The organism is Methylobacillus sp. DLP286 (assembly GCF_056636515.1).
In genome coordinates, this window is sequence record NZ_CM153145.1 from 187,151 (window position 1) to 203,081 (window position 15,931).

The following is a 15,931-nucleotide window of genomic DNA, read 5'->3' on the forward strand; positions in this document are numbered from 1 at the left end:
CTCCTGAATGGTGTCAGTCTTGCAATCCTAGCAGTGCAGGCAGGTCGGCGACAGAGTCTATCACCATGTCGGGCGCAACTGTTGCGGAGGCAAGGTACTCCTCGCGAAACTTGCCGGTGCGCACCAGCACTCCGCGAATGCCCGCTTTTTGTGCACCCCCGACATCCGAATCGACATCATCCCCGATCATCAACACCTCCGATGCCGGGAGCTTGAGGTCGGCGAGGGCGATCTGGAAAAACTCGGTAGCGGGCTTGCCGATAATCATGGCTTGCGTACCGGCGGCATATTCCAGCGCGGTGATGAAGCCGCCGATATCCATTTGCAGCCCAGCCTCGGTTTGCCAGAAGCGGTTCTTGTGGATCGCGATCAGCTTCGCGCCGTTCTTGAGGCAGTTGAACACCTCGTTCATGACGTCGTAAGTCCAGGCCTTGCCTATGTCGCCCACGACGATGTATTCCGCCGCGGTGTTGGATTGGCGAAAGTGCGAGAAGTCTTTCTTGACGTCGTCGGCCAGCAGGAAGCGGCAAAGCGGGTTGCCGAGCTGTTCAAGATATTTCAATGCGGCCTCGGGTGCGCTGATGATTTCCTCCGGCGCGACATAGAACCCCATGCCGAGAATTTTCTGGTGCAAGGAATAGCGCGAAAGGGTGCTGGTGTTGGTGACAAAGCGGCAGCCAAGGCCGCGTGTGCGCAGCAAGTCGACCGTCTCTATCGCGCCGGGAATCGGGCTGTTGCCTATATGCAGGACGCCATCCAGGTCGAACAGGACGGCGTTGACCGATGAAGTGTCCATATGCGTACCTCCTGGAATGTTCATTCATGGGCAAGCAAGGCTCGTGCCGGTACAAAAACAACGGAGGCCGCCAAGCCTCCGTTATGCTGTAGCTAGCTGCCCGAAACAGCCATTAATTCTTCAAGTCTGCTTCCCAGGCGTTGCCATAGGTCTTGCCATTGCGCGACAGGATCAGCATTTGGTACATGCTGGTCACCCACATGAACGTGGACGCAATGCTGTAGCCAATGCCGCCAATGATCGTGAGCCAGGCGAACCCAGGGTTCAGCTTGGTCAGCCACCATGACAATACGTCGAGGATCAGGAACGCGAACGGGAAGGCGATCGCCAGGATTTTCAGGATGCGCGGCACGTTCACGGCAAAGCTGAAGATGAACGCCATAAGAAAGAAAATGAAGCAAATGCCGAATAAGTGGATATGGGAAACCCGTGTCAGACTCTGGATGGTGGCGCCTTCATTCACGGCGGACACTTGCTTCACGCCCTCATAGGTCCTGTAGTCGGGGATGCCGGGGATTACGCTGTGGCACATGACGCAGCGCTCCGCGAACACGCCTTTGAAGTGGTTTTCCCATTGGTCCTCGGGCGCGCCGTTGCGTACCCACTTGATGATGTCGAGGCGCACTTCAGGGGGCGCATGCGGTTTCATCGAGCCGTTGAGTTTGCTTTCGAGCTTGCTGCCGCTCCGGTCGCCGTAATAGCTGTAGACGATATCATCCTTGGACAGGCCCAGCTTTCCATCCGCCATGCCGTGCGTGAGCATGATCTGCAGGCCGGCCATGCAAAGGCCGACGCCGATTACCAGAAGGTAGCCAATAAACAGGGTTTTGATCGAAGTGGGAAGGTTGGGGAGGTTGAGCCAAGGCAGGCTGGAGGGCGTTTCTTTCATGGCATTCTCGTCTAGCGTTAAAAATACAAGCAACGCAAGCATACCTCAATTTGAGATATAGCACCTAGTTTTAGTAGGGTTATTGCAAATGAAAAGCCTTACTGTCGAAGTAAGGCTTGCATCGGTGGAATAAGTCAGTGCGATGAGGCGTTTTCTCGCTCTTTGCGGGCGTTCAGTATGCAGAATCCAATCCAATAGCTGATGACGATAATGGTCAGGATGATGGTGCCGATCGATGCAATGCCCACCCACGAACCAAACAGTACTTTAAGCATAGCAGCCTCCTTTTAGCGTTATCGCGGTGTAAAGATTAATACCCATAATATTTTTATGGGTATGCTACGCTTTTGCCGGAAAGAGCAAAGACCTTTATTTAAAAGTGGTTAAATTTTATCCTGCTGCATCGGTGTTACCTTGTCTCGCTATCTGACATCAGCAATAATCTGACGGATAAAAACATGAGCGGGCAAGCCATGGTTTGCCTGGGATAATAAGCGCAATTAAGAACAAGCCATCATGACAGACATCATTGAAAATCCGCCTGAAGCAGAAAACGACGGGCCGGAAAAGGTCGGGTTTGAAGAAATCAATCTGCAACCAGGAACTCGGCTGCAGTGACTGCGGCATCGAGGCCACACCCCCGTACAATATCTTTCCACCTTTATCGGCATGGAGCGCAATGAATACCTGCTGTTGCGTTTGCCCAAGGCGCAGGGCACTTTCCTGACTTTTTACGATGGCGAGAAAGTCACGGTGCGTGTTTTTTCCGGGATCATGATCAGCAGCTTTGACGCCAGCGTGATCCAGACGATTCAGCATCCCTTGAATTGCTTATGCATTTCCTTTCCTCATGCCATCCAGGTAAAGAAAATCCGCAGGGAAATGCGGATCAAGGCGGATATTGAAGGACAGCTGGGTTTGGAAGATCGTACAACCGTGCCGGTGAAGTTGACCAATATTAGCGCCACTGGATGCCAGGTGTTGGTTGATCGTGACATAGGCAAGATTGACGGCCAGCTGGTCTTGAATTTCAACCTGCCCCAATTGCATGAGGATGAGACGTCCGCCATTACCCTGGAGGCCAGGGTGCGCAACGTGGTGCTAGTAGCTCCGTCAGGCGGCGCAAGCTTTCTTGCCGGCCTTGAGTTTGTGGCACTGGAAAGCAACGTGCAATTGATCGTGCGCCATTACGTTTATGAATGCCTGGTCGATAGACGGCAAAACCTGGTCTAGGCACGCTCTGAACAAGGGAGCACAAGACTGTTAAATCGCTATGGTAAGGAAAGCTGTTTTTTGCATACAATCGCGCTGGGATATAGCCCTAGGTTCTGCAGTCACTTTCAATGAAGTAACAACTTGCCAGGAGATCACATGAAGAAAATTGCACTCGCGTTACTAGCATGCTGTACTCTGAATAACTCTGCCAATGCTGTGGATGGTATTGCGTTCACTGGCGGCTCCGGCCCTGATGCCAACATGGCCGCGGTTTCGCTGACGTGGGATTGGGACAAGCGCTGGTTCACGGAAGGCGATTGGCATCTCGGAGGGTATTGGGAATTGACCGGCACGGCCTGGAAAGGCGACGGACCTTCTCCCGAAAAAGAGCTGTATGCAATCGGCATAGCGCCGGTGTTCCGCTTGCAGCGCTCCGAACCTCCAGGGATATTCAATCCCTATGTCGAAGCCGGCGTAGGGGCCTATCAATTCTCGGGCCGCCGCGTGCATGGAAGCGTCAGCATGGGGACCCGTTTCGAATTCGGCAGCCATCTCGGCTTTGGGGTCACATTCGGCGACCAGCAGCAATATGACCTCGGCTACCGCTTTCAGCATTTCTCCAATGCAGGCATTACCAGTACCAATCCAGGCGTCAATTTCAATGAAATCCGCTTTGGCTATCATTTCTAATTTATTTTAATAGGCAGATTCATCTCGGGCGGCGGGTATAATTCTGTTATTCATTGATGGCACATAACGGAATGATCGAACTTGCAGATCGCATAGACGCCATATTGCCGCAGACGCAATGCACGCAATGCGGATATGCTGGCTGCCGCCCATATGCAGATGCGCTCGCCCGGGGAGAGGCAGGCATCAATCAATGCCCTCCCGGCGGCGAGTCCGGGATCCATGCGCTGGCGCAGCTGCTCGGTCAGCCTTATGCACCTTTAAGCCCGGTTCACGGCGTTGTTCGCCCCAAGATGCGAGCTGTCATCGACGAGGGGAGTTGCATAGGATGCACTTTGTGTATCAAAGCGTGTCCTGTAGATGCAATCCTGGGCACGCACAAGCAAATGCATACGGTGATTGCGGATGAATGTACCGGCTGCGAGTTGTGTGTGGCACCTTGTCCTGTAGAGTGTATCGATATGGAGCCTTTGGCAAACCAGGATTGGGATTACACCCTGCCGGCAAGCCCTGCGCGCCGGGTGGCCGATGCCGCCCGCAGGCGGTATCAGGCTCGCTTGCAGCGTCTTGACCGCAATTCTCCAAAACCATTAGCGGACGCCAGCTCTCGCGAGGCTGACGGCCAGGCTCCCAATACAATAGACGCCAAGAAAGCAGCCTTGGCCGCCGCCATGGCGCGTGTCCGTGCCCAGCGGAAAACAGATATCCCACAAAAAGCATGAACGCAGAAAAACGCCAGGAATTGTTCCGCCGGCTCAGCCTTGCCATTCCGGAACCGACGACCGAACTCGTGCATACGAGCACATTCGAACTGCTGATCGCGGTCATTCTCTCGGCCCAGGCCACCGACAAGGGCGTGAACATCGCGACGGCGAAGCTCTTCCCGGTAGCCAATACGCCCCAGGCAATCCTTGATCTTGGCATCGAGGGCCTGGAAAGCTACATCAAGACGATAGGCCTCTACCGCAGCAAGGCCAAGAACGTAATGGCCACCTGCCGCCTGTTGGTGGACCGATATAATGGCGAGGTTCCGGATACGCGCGAAGCATTGGAAAGCCTGCCGGGCGTGGGGCGCAAGACGGCCAACGTGATATTGAATACGGCATTCGGCCAACCCACCATTGCGGTGGATACGCATATTTTCCGCCTGGGCAACCGCATCGGCCTGGCGCCCGGCAAGACACCGCTCGAGGTGGAAAACAAGCTGATGAAAGTGGTGCCCAAGGAGTATTTGCATGATGCGCATCATTTGCTGATCTTGCATGGGCGCTATGTCTGCGTGGCACGCAAACCCAAGTGCGGCGAATGCGTGATTTACGATCTTTGCGAGTTCAAGGCCAAAACGACGCCGGCTTCCGCTGCGGTGGGGGCTGTTTGAAGGTAGGGACAGGACTGGCGCGCGGGCGTCAGCCGCTGCCAGAGCTCGCTGCACAAGCCGTCAGGCAGGCCCTGGATCAAGCAGGGCTTGATATCGCCACTGGGGTGCTGCTGTTCCTGAGCGAGGATTTCGCACAAGACCCGCAACCGGCCTTACGTGCCGCCGCGACGGCGGCGAGCACCACCCAGGTCAGCGGCTGTTCAGCGCCCGGGATTTTTACGCAGGACGAGTGGGTGCTGGACGGTTCCGCTGCTGCTGCGCTGGTGCTGGGCGATGGCGCGGCTATCGCTATGGCGAGAGACCAGAAGGATGGCGTATTGTTGACGCTGACGGCGCCAAACGCATTCAACGCATCCTGGATGGAGTCGCCCGGAATACGCTTTGGCGGGGTGGCAGGGGATGCGACAGGCCAAGGGCAGTTCTCGCTATGGGGCAATGGCAAGGTCTTGACCGGGCATTGTGATCTGGCGCTGGAGGGAGCCGCGGGCGTGGTCGATGTGGCGCACCCCTTCAAGCCGGTTGGCGTGTCGCAGCGGATCGACCAGGCCAGCGGGCATGACTTGTTTGTATTATCCAATCAATCCGCCTCCCGCCAATCCGCATGGTCGAGCTTGACCGGCGCGCTTGATGGTCAAGCCGTCAACTATGAGGCGGGGATTCCGTGTCACCGAGTGATGCTGATGCTGGCTGAGGATGAGGCAGGATTGTTGCGGGGGAAATGCCAGCTAATCCCCATCGTGGGGGCCGATGCCGTCGCGCAATCAGTCACGCTGGCAAAGGAGGCTGTGCCGGGCCATTGGTGCGCCTGGGGAATATCGGATCGTGATGCCGCGCAGCAGCATCTTGCCGCTAAGATTGCCTCCCTGGACACCCGCTTGCGCAATGAGCCCACTTTTGGTTTGATGTTCTCCTGCTTGGCGCGCGGACCACATTTTTATGACGGGGTGGATCATGATCTTGCCCTGTTGAAGCGCTATTATCCCGGCATGCCGGTGATCGGGTTTTACGGCAATGGCGAAATCGCTCCGGTCAATGGCCGCAATGCCTTGTGGCAGCACTCTGTCGTGCTGGGATTGTTTACTGCTGAAAGTTGAATGATGAATGTATCACCATTGTTGAATGCCGCTGCCACCAACCGTTATCCTCGCGTGCTTTCCATCGCGGGCTCGGATAGCAGCGGCGGCGCAGGCATACAGGCCGACCTCAAGACGTTTTCCGCACTGGGCTGCTACGGCATGACCGCCATTACGGCCCTGACCGCGCAGAATACCCAGGGCGTGCGCGCCATTCATAGCGTGCCGCCCCAAATGCTGCGCGACCAGATCGACGCCGTGGTGGAGGATATCGGCGTCGACGCGGTCAAGATCGGCATGCTGCATTCGCCTGAAGTGGTCATGACCGTGGCGGAAGCGCTGGATGCGCACGGTCTCAAGCAGGTGGTGCTGGACCCGGTCATGGTGGCGGCCAACGGTGCGAAGCTGATTTCGGACGAAGCCATCTCGGTGCTGGTCAACGAGCTTTTCCCCCGGGCGCTCGTCGTCACGCCCAACCTCGATGAAGCCGCATTGCTGCTGGGCCGACCGCTGACCGGGACCGACGAGCTGGAGCAGGCTGCGCAGGAACTGCTCGGCCAGCGCGCCCATGCCGTCCTGCTCAAGGGCGGCCACCTGCCCGGGCATGACGTCCTGGACATACTGGTGCAAGCCAATGCGGCAGGCCAGGTGACCGAACTGCACAAGCTGCATTCGCTGCGCATTTCCACCCATAACCTGCACGGCACGGGATGCACTCTGTCATCGGCGGTCGCGGCATACCTCGCATTGGGCTTCAACTTGCCGGATGCGGTGCAGGCGGCCAGGATTTACGTGCGCTCCGCCCTGTATGCCGGCTCGAACGTCAGGACCGGCGCAGGAGTCGGGCCGCTGAACCATGGCTTTGCCCCGCAGGCCATGAAGGTGTGGGAAGCCTGATGGCCCTGTTCAACCCCAGCCGCGACCAGGTGCGCCAGTTTTTCTTCGATGCCTGGGCCAAGTTTCAGCGGCAGCAAGTGTTGACCGACCTCGAGACCATGGCTGTCGGCATCGTGCAGGCCCATCCTGAATACCATCACGTGCTGGATGCGCCAGAGCGTTATCTGGATCAATCCTATTTTCCCGAAATGGGGGAAACCAACCCCTTCCTGCATATGAGCCTGCACCTTTCCGTGCTCGAACAGGTGTCCATAGACCAGCCGCCAGGCATCAAGGCTGCCTACCACGCCTTATGGCGCAAGCATGGCGACGCGGTCGAGGCGCAGCATGTGCTGATGGACTGCCTGGCAGAGGCCATCTGGCAAGCCCAACGCACTGGTGCCGGCCTGGATGCGCAGGCTTATGCCGCTTGTATCGAGGCCAAGGCGCGAGGGTAGCGCAATGAGCTCCGCCGGATATCCAGCGACAGCTCGGCCTCAGTGATGCTCATGGCCGTGATGGCTGTCCAGCAAACTATAGTAGTTGGACGGTTCCAGCACGGTAGGCACGGCTTCGTCGGCAAGGAAGGGATAGTCCTTGCTGTAATGCAAGCCACGGCTTTCCTTGCGCTCCATCGCGCTCTTCACGATAAGTTCGGCAACCTGCAATAGGTTGCGCAATTCGATCAGGTTGTTGCTGATGCGGAAATTGCTGTAGAACTCGTGCACTTCGTCGCGCAGCAAATGGATGCGGTGCAAGGCGCGCGTCAGCCGCTTGTTGGTACGGACGATGCCGACATAATTCCACATGGTGCGCCGCAGTTCGCTCCAGTTGTGGGTGATGATGATCTCCTCGTCGGCATCCGTAACGCGGCTTTCGTCCCAATAGGGCAGGGTAACCACCGGCATCGGCGGCTGTGCAAGGATGTCATGGGCCACGGCTTGGCCGAACACCAGGCATTCCAGCAGCGAGTTGCTGGCGAGGCGGTTGGCGCCGTGCAGCCCGGTACAGGCCGTCTCTCCAATCGCATACAGCCTGGGAATGTCGGTGCGGCCGATATGGTCGGTCATGATGCCGCCGCAACTGTAATGCGCTGCGGGCACGACGGGAATGGGTTCGCGCGTGATGTCGATGCCCAGCTCGAAGCAGCGGCGGTAAATCGTGGGGAAGTGCGAGAGGATGAAGTCGGCCGGCTTGTGCGATATGTCGAGGTATACACAGTCCAGGCCGCGCTTTTTCATTTCAAAATCAATCGCACGGGCCACGATGTCGCGAGGCGCCAATTCGGCGCGCTCGTCATGCCAAGGCATGAAGCGCGCGCCGTCAGGCAGCTTGAGTATGCCGCCTTCGCCCCTCACGGCTTCCGTGATCAGGAACGACTTTGCCTCCGGATGATAGAGGCAGGTGGGATGGAACTGGATGAATTCCATGTTGGCAATACGGCAGCCCGCGCGCCAGGCCATGGCGACGCCGTCGCCTGAGGCTACGTCGGGATTGGTTGTGTAGAGATAGACCTTGCCTGTCCCGCCTGTGGCCAATACCGTGTGCTGCGCCCCGACGGTGAGCACTTTTCCCGTCGTATTGTCCAGCACGTAGGCGCCCAGGCAGGCGCTGCCTTCCATGTTCACCTTGCCCGCAGTGATGAGGTCCACCGCGATATGCTCTTCCAATACGGTAATGTTGGGGTGCTGGCGCACTTTCTCGGCCAGGGTTTTCTGGACAGCGTGCCCGGTGGCGTCGGCAGCGTGAATGATGCGCCTATGGCTGTGTCCGCCTTCACGCGTAAGGTGGAAGCCGCTATTGTCGTCCTCGCGCGTGAAGGGCACTCCTTCTGCGATCAGCCATTCCACGGTTTCCCTGCCGTGCTCGGCCACCAGGCGGGTGACGGCGGCATCGCATAAACCCGCGCCAGCGATAAGGGTATCTTGAATATGTGCTTCCGTTGAGTCATCATCTGCAAGCACGGCGGCAATCCCGCCCTGCGCCCAGTTGCTGGAACCGTCATTGATGCCGCGCTTGCTGATCAGGCAGACTTTTTTATCCGCCCCTACCTTGAGCGCGAGCGTGAGGCCAGCCAAACCGCTGCCGATGATGAGGACGTCGTATTGCTGCATAAGAACCTAGAAATGGATGAACTTTAGCGAGTGTAGCGCTGTCTGTAGCACTAAGCTAGTCATGAAAATACAAAGGGAAGGTCATGATCAAGACAAATAATTTCGAGGAATTTTCGCGCATGGGCTTCGTCGATACGGGAGTCCGCGGGTATACTCCGTCTGTCAAGAAAATACAGACAGGGAGCATGGCCGCGATGGCAGTAACCCCGCCGGCGGGCAATCGGGAGTTGGACCAGCAGCTAGTTGAGCGCGCGCAAAGCGGCGACAAGCGCGCGTTTGGCTTGCTGGTGGACAAGTACCAGCGCAAGCTGGGGCGTTTGCTCTCGCGCTTGATCAGGGACCCTGCCGAGGTCGAGGATGTCGTCCAGGAATCCTTCATCAAGGCTTACCGGGCTCTGCCCAGCTTTCGTGGCGATAGCGCGTTTTATACTTGGCTGTACCGCATTGGCATCAACACCGCGAAGAATTACCTTGTTGCGATGGGGCGCAGGCCCCAAGCCACAGGTGATATCGAAATCGAGGATGCTGAGAATTTCGACGATGGTGACGAATTGCGCACCATGGATACGCCTGAAACCGAATTGATGGGCAAGGAAATTGCCCAGACTGTGAACGATACGGTAGCCTCGTTGCCGGAAGAGTTGCGTACGGCGATCACCTTGCGCGAGATAGAAGGCTTGAGCTACGAAGAGATTGCCACGATGATGGATTGCCCGATAGGGACGGTACGTTCGCGAATTTTCCGTGCCCGTGAAACGATTGCCCAGAAGTTGCGTCCTTTGCTGGACACCCCCGAAAACAGGAGATGGTAATGAAAAGTCAAATTTCGGCGCTGATGGATGGCGATATAGCGCTTGAGGATGCAGAGTACCTGTATACGACTTTGAAGTCTGGAGTCGAATCCGCCCAGGCGTGGTCTGATTATCATCTGATCGGCGACGCCATGCGCGGCAATCCTGTTTTCAAGCCCGACTTTACCGAACGGCTGTTAGCCAGCCTCGAGGACGAGCCTGTGCTGCTGGTGCCCGCCGTCAAGCGCAAGCAGGCCATGCTCAAGAGCAGCAAGCTCTGGTCTGTGGCTGCATCCGTCTCCGCCGTGGCGTTTGTCGGGTGGGTGGTATTGCAGCAGCAAGTGCAAAGCGGGCTCGAGGATGACGCGACGCCGATGGAAATCGCGCAAAGCCTGCCTTCCGACTACTGGTTGGCGCACCAGTCCCAGGCTTCCAACAATTCCGCCTACTATATCCAGCCAGCCAATTACGCGGAGTAGTGGGTAGATGAAGCGTTTCCTGCTGGCTTGTTTGCTGGCAACTCCGTTTGTGGTTGTGCATGCCGAACCTGAAGACCCCTGGCTTGTCCTGCAAAAGGCTGCTCGCGCAGCCCACGACTTGAGCTATAAAGGGGTCTTCATCTACCAGTCGGGCGACAACATCAAGTCCGTGCAAATTACCCATACCAATTCCGGCCAGGGCGAGTATGCGCGCATGGTAGTGCTGGACGGCACGCCGCGCGAAATGCTCAGCCAGGGCGGGGACGTGGTCATTTTCAGCTCCAAGAATGAAAAGGTCATCATGGAAAAACGCCGGGCGCACAACCTGTTCCCGGCAGTCCTGCCTGACGACATGGAGCTCCTCAAGGCCAGCTACCAAGCCAGGATAGGCGGTACGGAACGAATTGCCGGCCGCGATGGCCGCGTTGTCTTCCTCGATCCACGCGATAGTTTGCGCTATGCCTACAAGTTCTGGGCAGACCGTGAATATGGCTTGCTGCTCAAGTCCTTGATGCTGAACGATCAAAAGCAGTTACTCGAGCAGATGGCTTTCAGTCAGGTCAATATGATGGAAGACCAGGGCATGGACTGGTTCCACCCGAATGTTGATCACAACAAGCACTATATTCTCGAGGAAGCTCATGCCCAGCCGGCACAGGAAGTAGCGTCAAGCTGGACGGTAGGCGCTTTGCCCGCAGGCTACCGCAAGGTCGAGCAGGTCACCCGCCTCGTGCCGGGCAAGAGCGCTCCTGTCACGCAAGTCATTTTCACTGACGGACTGGCTTCCGTCTCCCTCTTCATTGAACCTTTGTCCAAAGGTATTCGTCCTAAAATCGGCCAGACATCGAAAGGGGCTACCCATTTCTATGCCAATGTCAGCAAGGGTTATCAGATACTGGTGGTAGGCGAGGTCCCCGCTGCGACGGTGGCACAGATAGGCAGCGCGGTCAGTTTCAAATAGCTGTTCGAGGTCTAAAGCGCGGTTTCGTTGTATCCGAATGCCCGCCTTGCAGCATATAAGCTATGCGGTCTGAGTATCATGATGAATTCGTGAATGGTGTGTGAGTTTGCCGCCGGTTGCCTAGGCGGCGTGTGAGTGTGACGTGTTAACGAGGTGAATCAATGTTCAAGAAACTAATTGCCGTGTCAGCAATTTGTTTATCTGTTGGCCTGGCTGCGGCAACACCGGTATTAGCCAAGGAGTTGCCCGATTTTACGGAGTTGGCGGAAAAGCAAGGGGCTGCGGTTGTCAATATCAGCGTGACCCAGGTGATGCAGTCAGGGCCTGGCGGTTCTCCTTTCCAGGGGTTGCCCGAGGACGAGGCGTTGAACGAGTTTTTCCGGCGTTTTGGCATCCCCGGCTTCCCTGGAGCGCCGCGCGGGCAGGGCGGTCCGCAGCAGCCTGAATACAAGTCCCAGTCCTTGGGGTCGGGTTTCATCATCAGCAACGACGGTTACATCCTGACTAACGCCCATGTGGTTCGCGAAGCTGACGAAGTGATCGTCAAGCTCAATGACAAGCGCGAGTTCAAGGCCAAGATCGTGGGAGCGGACCGCCGTACCGATGTGGCGTTGCTCAAGATCGAGGCGACTGGCCTGCCCAAGGTGACGATCGGCAATCCGGAGCAGTTGAAGGTAGGCGAATGGGTGGTGGCGATCGGGTCGCCATTCGGGCTTGAAAGCACTCTGACCGCCGGCGTGGTGAGCGCCAAGGGCCGCGCTTTGCCCCAGGAAAACTTTGTGCCTTTCATCCAGACCGATGTGGCGATCAATCCGGGCAATTCCGGCGGGCCGCTGTTCAACCTCAAGGGCGAGGTGGTCGGCGTCAATTCCCAGATTTACAGCCGTACCGGCGGTTACATGGGCTTGTCGTTCGCCATCCCGATTGACGTGGCGATCGATGTTTCCAACCAGCTCAAATCTTCCGGCCGCGTGTCACGCGGCTGGCTTGGCATCGGCATCCAGGAAATCACCAAGGACCTGGCCGAGTCGTTCGGCATGAAGAATACCAACGGCGCGCTGGTGGCTGGAGTGGAAAAGGGCAGCCCTGCCGAAAAGGGCGGCCTGGAGGCGGGTGACGTCGTCGTCAAGTTCGACGGCAAGGCGGTCAATGTTTCCTCCGACCTGCCACGCATCGTCGGCGCCACCAAGCCGGGCAAGCAAGTGCCGGTGGAAGTACTGCGCAAGGGCGCTAGCAAGACGCTGAGCATTACCTTGGGCGAAATGCCGGCCGACAAGGACGAGGTCGTGCCCGCTTCGCAGCCTAATGCCAAGCCGGAGTCCAACCGTCTGGGATTGACCTTGCGCGAGCTGACGCCTCAGCAACGCCGCAACCTGAACGGCCGCAACGCTCTGGTAGTGGTGGATGCGCAGGGCGCTGCGGCGCAGGCAGGCATCCGCCGTGGCGACCTGGTGCTGGCATTGAACAACACTGAAGTGCAAAGCCTGGAGCAATTCACCAAGCAGGTGAACGCCGTGCAGGCGGGCAAGACGGTCGCGTTGCTGGTGCAGCGGGAAAACAATACCCTGTACGTGCCGGTCAAGATCGGCAAGTAAGGCATGCCAAGTAAATATGCTGAGAGCCGGTATTTGCTGTAAAATCCGACTCTAATTAGTGTGTTGTAAAAGGGCGCTTCGGCGCCCTTCTTTACTTGGCTTAATCTAGAATAACTACATGAAGAATATCCGCAATTTTTCTATCATCGCTCATATCGACCACGGCAAGTCCACGCTGGCGGACCGCATCATCCAGTTGTGCGGCGGACTCTCAGACCGTGAAATGGAGGCCCAGGTGCTGGACTCCATGGATATCGAGCGCGAACGCGGCATTACCATCAAGGCGCAAACTGCCGCGCTGGAGTACAAGGCGCTGGATGGGCAGGTCTACAACCTCAACCTGATCGATACGCCGGGCCACGTCGACTTTTCCTACGAAGTCAGCCGTTCCCTCGCCGCCTGCGAGGGCGCTTTGCTGGTGGTGGACGCTTCGCAAGGGGTGGAAGCGCAAAGCGTGGCGAACTGTTATACCGCGATCGACCAGGGCGTCGAAGTGGTGCCTGTGCTCAACAAGATCGACCTGCCTGCGGCGGACCCCGAGCGCGTGATGCAGGAAATCGAGGACGTGATCGGCGTGGATGCTTCCGAGGCCGTGCGCTGTTCCGCCAAGACCGGCGTCGGCGTGCAGGACGTGCTGGAAAACATGATTGCCAAGATCCCGCCGCCTGTGGGCGATCCGGAAAAACCCTTGAAGGCCTTGATCATCGATTCATGGTTCGACAACTATGTCGGCGTGATCATGCTGGTGCGCGTGGTGGACGGGGTGCTCAAGCCCAAGGACAAGATCCGCATGATGGCGACCAAGACGACCTATCTTTGCGAGCAGGTCGGCGTATTCACGCCCAAGTCGCGTCAGCGCGCTTCGTTGTCCGCGGGCGAGGTGGGTTTCATCATCGCCGGCATCAAGGAGCTCACCAGCGCCAAGGTCGGCGATACCATCACTTTGGCCGACAAGCCCGCGAGCGAGGCCTTGCCCGGCTTCAAGGAAGTGCAGCCGCAGGTGTTCGCCGGGCTCTATCCGGTCGAATCCAACCAATTCGAGGCCTTGCGTGAGGCGCTGGAAAAGCTGCGCCTTAACGACGCTTCGCTGCAGTTCGAGCCGGAAAACTCCAGCGCATTGGGCTTTGGCTTCCGTTGCGGCTTCCTCGGCCTGCTGCACATGGAAATCGTGCAGGAGCGCCTGGAGCGCGAGTACGACATGGACCTTATCACGACGGCGCCGACGGTGGTGTATGAGCTATTGCTCAAGAGCGGCGAAGTGGTGCAGATCGAGAACCCTTCGCGCCTGCCCGAGCCATCTCGCATTGACGAGATCCGAGAGCCCATCATTACCATCAACCTGCTAATGCCGCAGGATTATGTCGGCCCGGTGATGACCTTGTGCAACAACAAGCGCGGCGTGCAGCGCAACATGCAGTATATGGGGCGTCAGGTGATGCTGAGCTATGAAATGCCGCTCAATGAAGTGGTGCTGGATTTCTTCGATCGGTTGAAGTCCGTATCTCGCGGCTACGCTTCCATGGACTATGAGTTCCTTGAGTTCCGCGCGGCCGACCTGGTCAAGCTCGACATCATGGTCAACGGCGAACGCGTCGATGCGTTGTCGTTGATTGTGCACCGTTCAAACAGCGTCTACCGAGGCCGCGAATTGGTATCCAAGATGCGCGAGCTGATTCCGCGCCAGATGTTCGATATCGCCGTACAAGCCTCCATTGGCGCCAACATCATCGCGCGCGAAACCGTGAAGGCCATGCGCAAGAACGTGCTGGCCAAGTGTTACGGCGGCGATATCACGCGTAAGAAGAAGCTCCTCGAAAAGCAGAAAGAGGGCAAGAAGCGCATGAAGCAGGTAGGTAACGTTGAAATTCCACAGGAAGCATTCCTGGCTATTTTGAGGGTTGAAGACAAATGATGTTTGCATTGTTCATGTTGGCGGTGCTGGTGATCACCGGGGTGATCTGGTTGCTGGATAGCCTGTTCTGGCGCAAGAGGCGTGCTGCGGATGCGGCAGACCCCGTGATCGTGGAGTACTCCAAGAGCTTCTTCCCCGTGATCCTGGCCGTGTTCCTGATCCGGTCCTTCATTGTCGAGCCGTTCAAGATTCCATCCGGCTCCATGATGCCGACGCTGCTGGCCGGCGATTTCATCCTGGTGAACAAGTTTTCCTACGGCTTGCGCGTGCCCATCCTCAACAAGACCTTCTTCGAGGTCGATCATCCGCAACGCGGGGACGTTTTCGTCTTCCACTACCCGCCTGATCCATCGATCGATTACATCAAGCGCGTCATCGGCGTGCCGGGCGACCGCATTGCCTACCGCAACAAGCGCCTGTACGTGAACGGCCAGGCAGTGCAGACCGATTATGTCGATGATTACAAATATGTCGGCTCCGGCCTCAACATGATCGCGACCAAGCGCTATCAGGAGCAGCTTGGCGAGGTCAGGCACGATATCCTCATCGAGGAAAACGGCATGGCGTTCGATGGCGAAGTGGAAGTGCCGGCAGGCCATTACTTCGCGATGGGCGACAACCGCGACAACAGCAAGGACAGCCGCGTCTGGGGCTTTGTGCCCGAGGACAACCTGGTCGGCAAGGCGTTCTTCATCTGGTGGAATTTTGACGACTTTGGCAGAATTGGCACTAAGATCAAATAAATATCGAGTCAATGTAAAGGGAGAGCCAGCATGAAGAAACAGCAGGGCATGACATTCCTGAGCCTGGTGGTCGTCATCGCGATAGCCGTGTTTTTTGCAGTGCTGGCAATGAAGCTCACGCCTTCCTACATCGAGTATTTTGCCGTCAAGAAAGCGATCAGCCGCATTGCCCATGACCCGGCGTTTTCCAGCATGAGCAAGGCCGACATGATTACCGCTTTCCAGAAGAGCGCGACCATAGACGATATCCGCAGCGTCGAAGCCCGGGACCTGACCTTCCTGCGCGATGAGAACGGCAAGACGGCGCTTTCGGTCGATTACCAGGTCGTGGTGCCCTTGTTTTCCAATATCAGTGTCTTGCTGGACTTCGAGGCATCTACCGACAATGCCCGTTGATCGTCAATCTTGCCCTGGCCGTG

At 57.4% G+C, this 15,931-nt stretch carries 18 protein-coding genes; 14 read left to right on the top strand and 4 right to left on the bottom strand.

All coding sequences use genetic code 11. The annotated features are described in order from the left end of the window. Positions 1-13: 13 nt before the first annotated feature. The 3 genes from ACWXTG_RS00890 to ACWXTG_RS00900 all read right to left on the bottom strand — a co-directional run bounded on the left by ACWXTG_RS00890 (position 14) and on the right by ACWXTG_RS00900 (position 1,960). Positions 14-796: a TIGR01458 family HAD-type hydrolase gene (locus ACWXTG_RS00890; protein ID WP_309564776.1), complete on the bottom strand. Its 783-nt coding sequence runs from the start codon at positions 794-796 to the stop codon at positions 14-16. A gap of 112 nt (positions 797-908) precedes the next feature. Next, entirely contained in the window at positions 909-1,685 is a 777-nt protein-coding gene (locus ACWXTG_RS00895; RefSeq protein WP_309564777.1) for an elongation factor-1 alpha, read from the bottom strand. 134 nt (positions 1,686-1,819) lie between these two features. Beyond that, positions 1,820-1,960, bottom strand: a complete 141-nt coding sequence (locus tag ACWXTG_RS00900; protein ID WP_309564778.1) for a DUF3149 domain-containing protein — start codon at positions 1,958-1,960, stop codon at positions 1,820-1,822. 343 nt (positions 1,961-2,303) lie between these two features. Between ACWXTG_RS00900 and ACWXTG_RS00905 the strand changes: the two genes are divergently transcribed. From ACWXTG_RS00905 to ACWXTG_RS00935, 7 genes are all read left to right on the top strand, one after another. Beyond that, positions 2,304-2,918 carry a flagellar brake protein gene (locus tag ACWXTG_RS00905; protein ID WP_309565122.1) on the top strand — a complete coding sequence of 205 codons (615 nt, stop codon included), beginning with the start codon at positions 2,304-2,306 and terminating at the stop codon, positions 2,916-2,918. Between the two features lie 138 nt (positions 2,919-3,056). Beyond that, entirely contained in the window at positions 3,057-3,590 is a 534-nt protein-coding gene (locus tag ACWXTG_RS00910) for an acyloxyacyl hydrolase (protein ID WP_480220384.1), read from the top strand. A gap of 71 nt (positions 3,591-3,661) precedes the next feature. Then, complete coding sequence (gene rsxB, locus ACWXTG_RS00915) at positions 3,662-4,312, top strand: electron transport complex subunit RsxB (RefSeq protein ID WP_309564780.1); 651 nt, start codon at positions 3,662-3,664, stop codon at positions 4,310-4,312. Continuing rightward, positions 4,309-4,968 (top strand): endonuclease III, encoded by a 660-nt coding sequence (nth, locus tag ACWXTG_RS00920; protein WP_480220385.1) that lies wholly within the window; start codon positions 4,309-4,311, stop codon positions 4,966-4,968. Before rsxB ends, nth begins: the two co-directional genes overlap by 4 nt. Continuing rightward, the gene (locus ACWXTG_RS00925; protein WP_480220386.1) at positions 4,965-6,062 is read left to right on the top strand and encodes an FIST N-terminal domain-containing protein; all 1,098 of its coding nucleotides are present in this window, start codon (positions 4,965-4,967) and stop codon (positions 6,060-6,062) included. The genes nth and ACWXTG_RS00925 overlap by 4 nt, the downstream gene beginning before the upstream one ends. After that, positions 6,063-6,938 carry a bifunctional hydroxymethylpyrimidine kinase/phosphomethylpyrimidine kinase gene (gene thiD / locus ACWXTG_RS00930; protein ID WP_309564783.1) on the top strand — a complete coding sequence of 292 codons (876 nt, stop codon included), beginning with the start codon at positions 6,063-6,065 and terminating at the stop codon, positions 6,936-6,938. Further along, positions 6,938-7,375: a DUF1841 family protein gene (locus ACWXTG_RS00935; protein WP_309564784.1), complete on the top strand. Its 438-nt coding sequence runs from the start codon at positions 6,938-6,940 to the stop codon at positions 7,373-7,375. The genes thiD and ACWXTG_RS00935 overlap by 1 nt, the downstream gene beginning before the upstream one ends. Positions 7,376-7,414: 39 nt before the next feature. On the opposite strand, the gene nadB is transcribed toward ACWXTG_RS00935, so the two are convergent. Further along, positions 7,415-9,031, bottom strand: coding sequence for an L-aspartate oxidase (gene nadB, locus ACWXTG_RS00940; protein WP_480220387.1), 1,617 nt, complete (start codon positions 9,029-9,031; stop codon positions 7,415-7,417). 194 nt (positions 9,032-9,225) lie between these two features. Between nadB and rpoE the strand changes: the two genes are divergently transcribed. The 7 genes from rpoE to ACWXTG_RS00975 all read left to right on the top strand — a co-directional run bounded on the left by rpoE (position 9,226) and on the right by ACWXTG_RS00975 (position 15,908). After that, on the top strand, positions 9,226-9,843 hold the full coding sequence (rpoE, locus tag ACWXTG_RS00945) for an RNA polymerase sigma factor RpoE (protein WP_405029496.1): 618 nt from the start codon (positions 9,226-9,228) through the stop codon (positions 9,841-9,843). After that, positions 9,843-10,301 carry a sigma-E factor negative regulatory protein gene (locus ACWXTG_RS00950; RefSeq protein ID WP_480220388.1) on the top strand — a complete coding sequence of 153 codons (459 nt, stop codon included), beginning with the start codon at positions 9,843-9,845 and terminating at the stop codon, positions 10,299-10,301. Before rpoE ends, ACWXTG_RS00950 begins: the two co-directional genes overlap by 1 nt. Positions 10,302-10,308: 7 nt before the next feature. Next, a complete protein-coding gene (locus ACWXTG_RS00955) occupies positions 10,309-11,262 on the top strand; it encodes a MucB/RseB C-terminal domain-containing protein (RefSeq protein WP_480220389.1) in 954 nt (317 codons plus the stop codon). Between the two features lie 161 nt (positions 11,263-11,423). Beyond that, positions 11,424-12,857, top strand: a complete 1,434-nt coding sequence (locus tag ACWXTG_RS00960) for a DegQ family serine endoprotease (protein WP_480220390.1) — start codon at positions 11,424-11,426, stop codon at positions 12,855-12,857. Between the two features lie 118 nt (positions 12,858-12,975). Beyond that, positions 12,976-14,769, top strand: coding sequence for a translation elongation factor 4 (gene lepA / locus ACWXTG_RS00965; RefSeq protein ID WP_480220391.1), 1,794 nt, complete (start codon positions 12,976-12,978; stop codon positions 14,767-14,769). Then, positions 14,766-15,512 (top strand): signal peptidase I, encoded by a 747-nt coding sequence (gene lepB, locus ACWXTG_RS00970; RefSeq protein WP_309564790.1) that lies wholly within the window; start codon positions 14,766-14,768, stop codon positions 15,510-15,512. Before lepA ends, lepB begins: the two co-directional genes overlap by 4 nt. A gap of 30 nt (positions 15,513-15,542) precedes the next feature. Then, a complete protein-coding gene (locus ACWXTG_RS00975) occupies positions 15,543-15,908 on the top strand; it encodes a DUF4845 domain-containing protein (RefSeq protein WP_480220392.1) in 366 nt (121 codons plus the stop codon). Positions 15,909-15,931: the final 23 nt, after the last annotated feature.

Bases quoted from the DNA above. Each gene is read 5' to 3' on its own strand.
- lepA (WP_480220391.1), top strand. From the start codon at position 12,976: ATGAAGAATATCCGCAATTTTTCTATCATCGCTCATATCGACCACGGC.
- ACWXTG_RS00895 (WP_309564777.1), bottom strand. From the start codon at position 1,685: ATGAAAGAAACGCCCTCCAGCCTGCCTTGGCTCAACCTCCCCAACCTT.
- ACWXTG_RS00890 (WP_309564776.1), bottom strand. From the start codon at position 796: ATGGACACTTCATCGGTCAACGCCGTCCTGTTCGACCTGGATGGCGTC.
- ACWXTG_RS00900 (WP_309564778.1), bottom strand. From the start codon at position 1,960: ATGCTTAAAGTACTGTTTGGTTCGTGGGTGGGCATTGCATCGATCGGC.
- rpoE (WP_405029496.1), top strand. From the start codon at position 9,226: ATGGCAGTAACCCCGCCGGCGGGCAATCGGGAGTTGGACCAGCAGCTA.
- nadB (WP_480220387.1), bottom strand. From the start codon at position 9,031: ATGCAGCAATACGACGTCCTCATCATCGGCAGCGGTTTGGCTGGCCTC.
- ACWXTG_RS00960 (WP_480220390.1), top strand. From the start codon at position 11,424: ATGTTCAAGAAACTAATTGCCGTGTCAGCAATTTGTTTATCTGTTGGC.
- rsxB (WP_309564780.1), top strand. From the start codon at position 3,662: ATGATCGAACTTGCAGATCGCATAGACGCCATATTGCCGCAGACGCAA.
- ACWXTG_RS00935 (WP_309564784.1), top strand. From the start codon at position 6,938: ATGGCCCTGTTCAACCCCAGCCGCGACCAGGTGCGCCAGTTTTTCTTC.
- ACWXTG_RS00950 (WP_480220388.1), top strand. From the start codon at position 9,843: ATGAAAAGTCAAATTTCGGCGCTGATGGATGGCGATATAGCGCTTGAG.
- ACWXTG_RS00910 (WP_480220384.1), top strand. From the start codon at position 3,057: ATGAAGAAAATTGCACTCGCGTTACTAGCATGCTGTACTCTGAATAAC.
- nth (WP_480220385.1), top strand. From the start codon at position 4,309: ATGAACGCAGAAAAACGCCAGGAATTGTTCCGCCGGCTCAGCCTTGCC.
- lepB (WP_309564790.1), top strand. From the start codon at position 14,766: ATGATGTTTGCATTGTTCATGTTGGCGGTGCTGGTGATCACCGGGGTG.
- ACWXTG_RS00975 (WP_480220392.1), top strand. From the start codon at position 15,543: ATGAAGAAACAGCAGGGCATGACATTCCTGAGCCTGGTGGTCGTCATC.
- thiD (WP_309564783.1), top strand. From the start codon at position 6,063: ATGATGAATGTATCACCATTGTTGAATGCCGCTGCCACCAACCGTTAT.
- ACWXTG_RS00955 (WP_480220389.1), top strand. From the start codon at position 10,309: ATGAAGCGTTTCCTGCTGGCTTGTTTGCTGGCAACTCCGTTTGTGGTT.